Origin of the sequence: Sphingomonas sp. 66-10, assembly GCF_001897045.1 — a bacterium.
GTDB classification, from domain to species: domain Bacteria; phylum Pseudomonadota; class Alphaproteobacteria; order Sphingomonadales; family Sphingomonadaceae; genus Sphingomonas; species Sphingomonas lycopersici.
Map to the genome: position 1 here is coordinate 5,024 of NZ_MKRR01000060.1, position 3,117 is coordinate 8,140.

At 63.6% G+C, this 3,117-nt stretch carries 4 protein-coding genes; all 4 read right to left on the reverse strand.

Translation table 11 applies throughout. The features are described from left to right. The coding region (locus BGN95_RS06055) for a Rieske 2Fe-2S domain-containing protein (protein WP_286771970.1) at positions 1-287 on the reverse strand (287 nt) is incomplete at its 3' end. 110 nt (positions 288-397) lie between these two features. Beyond that, positions 398-1,342 carry a LysR family transcriptional regulator gene (locus BGN95_RS06060; RefSeq protein ID WP_286771971.1) on the reverse strand — a complete coding sequence of 315 codons (945 nt, stop codon included), beginning with the start codon at positions 1,340-1,342 and terminating at the stop codon, positions 398-400. A 237-nt stretch (positions 1,343-1,579) separates the two neighbouring features. Further along, entirely contained in the window at positions 1,580-2,773 is a 1,194-nt protein-coding gene (locus BGN95_RS06065) for an amidohydrolase family protein (RefSeq protein ID WP_265314209.1), read from the reverse strand. A gap of 141 nt (positions 2,774-2,914) precedes the next feature. After that, positions 2,915-3,117: hypothetical protein (locus tag BGN95_RS06070; protein WP_286771972.1), on the reverse strand; the 203-nt coding region annotated here is incomplete at its 5' end.

Consider the following 3,117-nt stretch of genomic DNA (forward strand, 5'->3'; position numbering starts at 1 on the left):
TTGGCATAGGGAATGTCGACGCAGAAACCGTCGGGGCGGAACGCCCAGCTATGGAACGGGCAGCGGAGCACGTCGCCCTCGACCACCCCGCCATGCCCGAGATGCGCCCCCATATGCGGGCAATAGGCATCGAGCACCCCGGCGACCCCGCTATGGTTGCGGAACAGCACGAGATCGCGCCCGAAATAATGCAGCGATTTGACGTCGCCCGGCGCCAATTCGTCCGAATAGGATACGAAGAACCAGCCGAAGGGGATATCCATCGGAAAGCGGACGATTTGGGGCATGTATTCCTCTCCATGCCGGCCGTTGATCGGCTTCGGTATTGGCGGCATCCTATCAACTGCGTCCCGCGGCGAAAGTCCGCGTGCGGGAACGTACTGTTCACGCCAGACGTCTAATCCATATCGTCGTCGAGCCCTTCGGGGGACGAGAGATCGGCCGGAATCAGGCTTTCGACCATCCACGGCCGCACCCGCCGTTTCTGCGCCAGCCGCGAGGTGAGATAGTCGATAAATGCGCGCGTCGCCGTAGGGGTAATGCCCGGCGGGAAGACCGCGCGGACCTCCTGATCGAGGAAGGTCCAGTCGGCAGTCGCGGCGAGCAAATGGCCGTCGATCAGATCCTGGCGGACGAGCGAGATTGGCAGATGGGCAAGGCCCAATCCGCGCCGCGCCGCCCAGCGCAGCGCGACCCCGCTGTTGCTCGTCCAATTGCCCGAGACGCGCGCGGCGACCCCGTCGTTGAACTGGAACAGCCCGCTCGGCGCGGAGAGGCATTGGTGATCGGCGAGCGCCTCCGGCGTTTCCGGCCAGCCATGTTGCGCGACATAATCCGGGGAAGCGCAGAGGCAATATGACAGATAGCCGAAGAAGCGCGCGCGGAGCGACGAATCCCCGAGCGAGCCGTAGCGGATCGCGACGTCGAACGTCTCCTCCGACAGGTTGGCTTCGCTCAAATAGGCGATCACCTGGATCGAGATATCGGGATGCCGCGCGCTGAAATCGGCGAGCAGCGCCGACATGAAATCCGAGCCGAAGGTATCGCTGAGCACGATCCGCAAGCGCCCGATCGGATGCGACTGGAATTGCGCCATGCTGCGTTCGAGCGCGAACAGATCGCCCTGCATCGCGACGCAGCGCTGGTGGAAGAATTCGCCTGCCGCGGTGAGCGACAGCCGCCGCGTCGTCCGCACGATCAATTGCGCGCCCACGCGCTGCTCGAGCTCGGCGACCGTCTTGCTGACGAAGGATTTCGACGCCCCCAGCCGCTCGGCCGCGGCGGTGAAGCTGCCGGCGGCGATGACGGCCAGAAACTCGTCGATCCCACGCCACGCCGACATCCGCCGCTCCTGCCACTTGTCAGAAGCATAGGTGGCGGCAGCAGGCAAAGAAAGCGTCATAGCCCTCCGCTCGGGTGCTGTCGCATTTGAACGACAGCGGGCCCCTCCTTGTGCTCCCGCGAAGGCGGGAGCCCAGACTGGGTCCCCGCCTTCGCGGGGACACAAGAAGGGGTCGAAGGCAGAAGCGATGGCGCGGGCAACTGCCCCGCCACCCTCCCGGAGTCAGTGGTCAAGCGGCTATTCCGCGGCCTGACGGACGAACAATTCCTTCTTCGGCCCGATCCGCGCAGCGATCTTCCACATCGCATCGGCATCGAGATCATAAGCGCCGAGGGCATTGGTGCCGAGCATCTGCTGGATATCCTCCTCGGGCAGCCCGCCGAGGCTGAGGTTCATCTTCTCCAGCGTCTCGGGCCAGGTGCCCTCGGGGTGCGGATAATCGGTGCCCCACAGGATGCGGTCGATGCCGATCTTGTAATAGGCCTCGGTCGTCTCCTCGTCGGGCAGCGCCGAACAGCCGACATAGATGTTGCGCTGGAAATATTCGCTCGGCTTCATCGACATATTGGCATTGTAATCGCCAAGCTTGCCCGAGGTGTGCTTGACCGAGGCGCGGATATCCATCAGCTCGATCATCCACGGGAACCAGAATTCCCCGCCGGCCTCGGTGAACATCACCTTGAGCTCGGGATATTCCTCGAACACCCCGCCGAACATCATCGACCACATCGGGCGCGTCAGGAAGAAAGCGAATTCGCACAGATAGGTGCCGATCCAGCCCGGCTGCGTCATGTCGTAATCGGGCGAGCCGCCGCTGTGGAAGTGGAGCGGCATGCGATATTCCTGCAGCAGCTCCCACACCGGATAATAATCCTTGTGGTTGTACATCTTGTAGCCGTCGGTGATCGCCGGGAAGAACACCCCCTTGAGGTTGTTCTTCTTCGCCCAGCGGATTTCCTTGAGCGTCTCCTCGATATCGAACAGCGCCGGGATCACCGCGAGGCCGAGCCGGCGATGCGGGTCCTCGGCGCAAAATTCGGCGAGCCAGCGATTGTGCGCCCGCGCGCCGGCCCATTGCAGCTCGGGGGTCGAGGCATTGGGCTTCAGCCCGACATCGGCGCCGAACGGCGGCGCGTTGCGCTCGGTGATCCCGTCGGGGAACAGGATTTCGGCGACCACGCCGTCGCGATCGAGCTCGCGATTGCGGATCCGGCTGTCCCATGCGCCTTCCAGCCCGTCGCCCACCTTGGCGCGCCACTTGGTGTTGAAATCGTTGATCAGGAAGAGCTTTTCCCGCTCCTCGCGCGCCTTGATCTCCTTGGCGAGCGCTTCGTCAAACTGCGGGTGATATTTGGCTTCGAGATAGTTGCGATATTGTTCGGGGGGCAAGCCGACATGGCCATCCGACGAGATCACCAGATATCTGTCCACGATCGCTCTCCACATTGCGCGGCCGTCAACGCGCGCCGCTGATTGTTGATGACGGGGGATTTTTGCGCCGCCGATCGGGGCGCAACAAGCAACTGGCGGTGAACGATCAGTCGCTCCACGGAAACATTCGCCGCGGCCGCGTCAGAAACGGATCCGCACCTCGCCCCCCACGCTGCGCGGATCGGCCCATTGCCGCACCGCGAGCACGCCGAGGTTGATCCCGCTGTTCCAATAAGCCGTGTCGGTGAGGTTGCGGCCCCATAAGGCGATCTCGGCGGTAGTGTGGTCGGTCAGCGGGATATCGGTGAGTGCGATGCGCGCGTCGAGCGTGCCATAGGCCTTGC

Bases quoted from the DNA above. Each gene is read 5' to 3' on its own strand.
- BGN95_RS06060 (WP_286771971.1), bottom strand. From the start codon at position 1,342: ATGTCGGCGTGGCGTGGGATCGACGAGTTTCTGGCCGTCATCGCCGCC.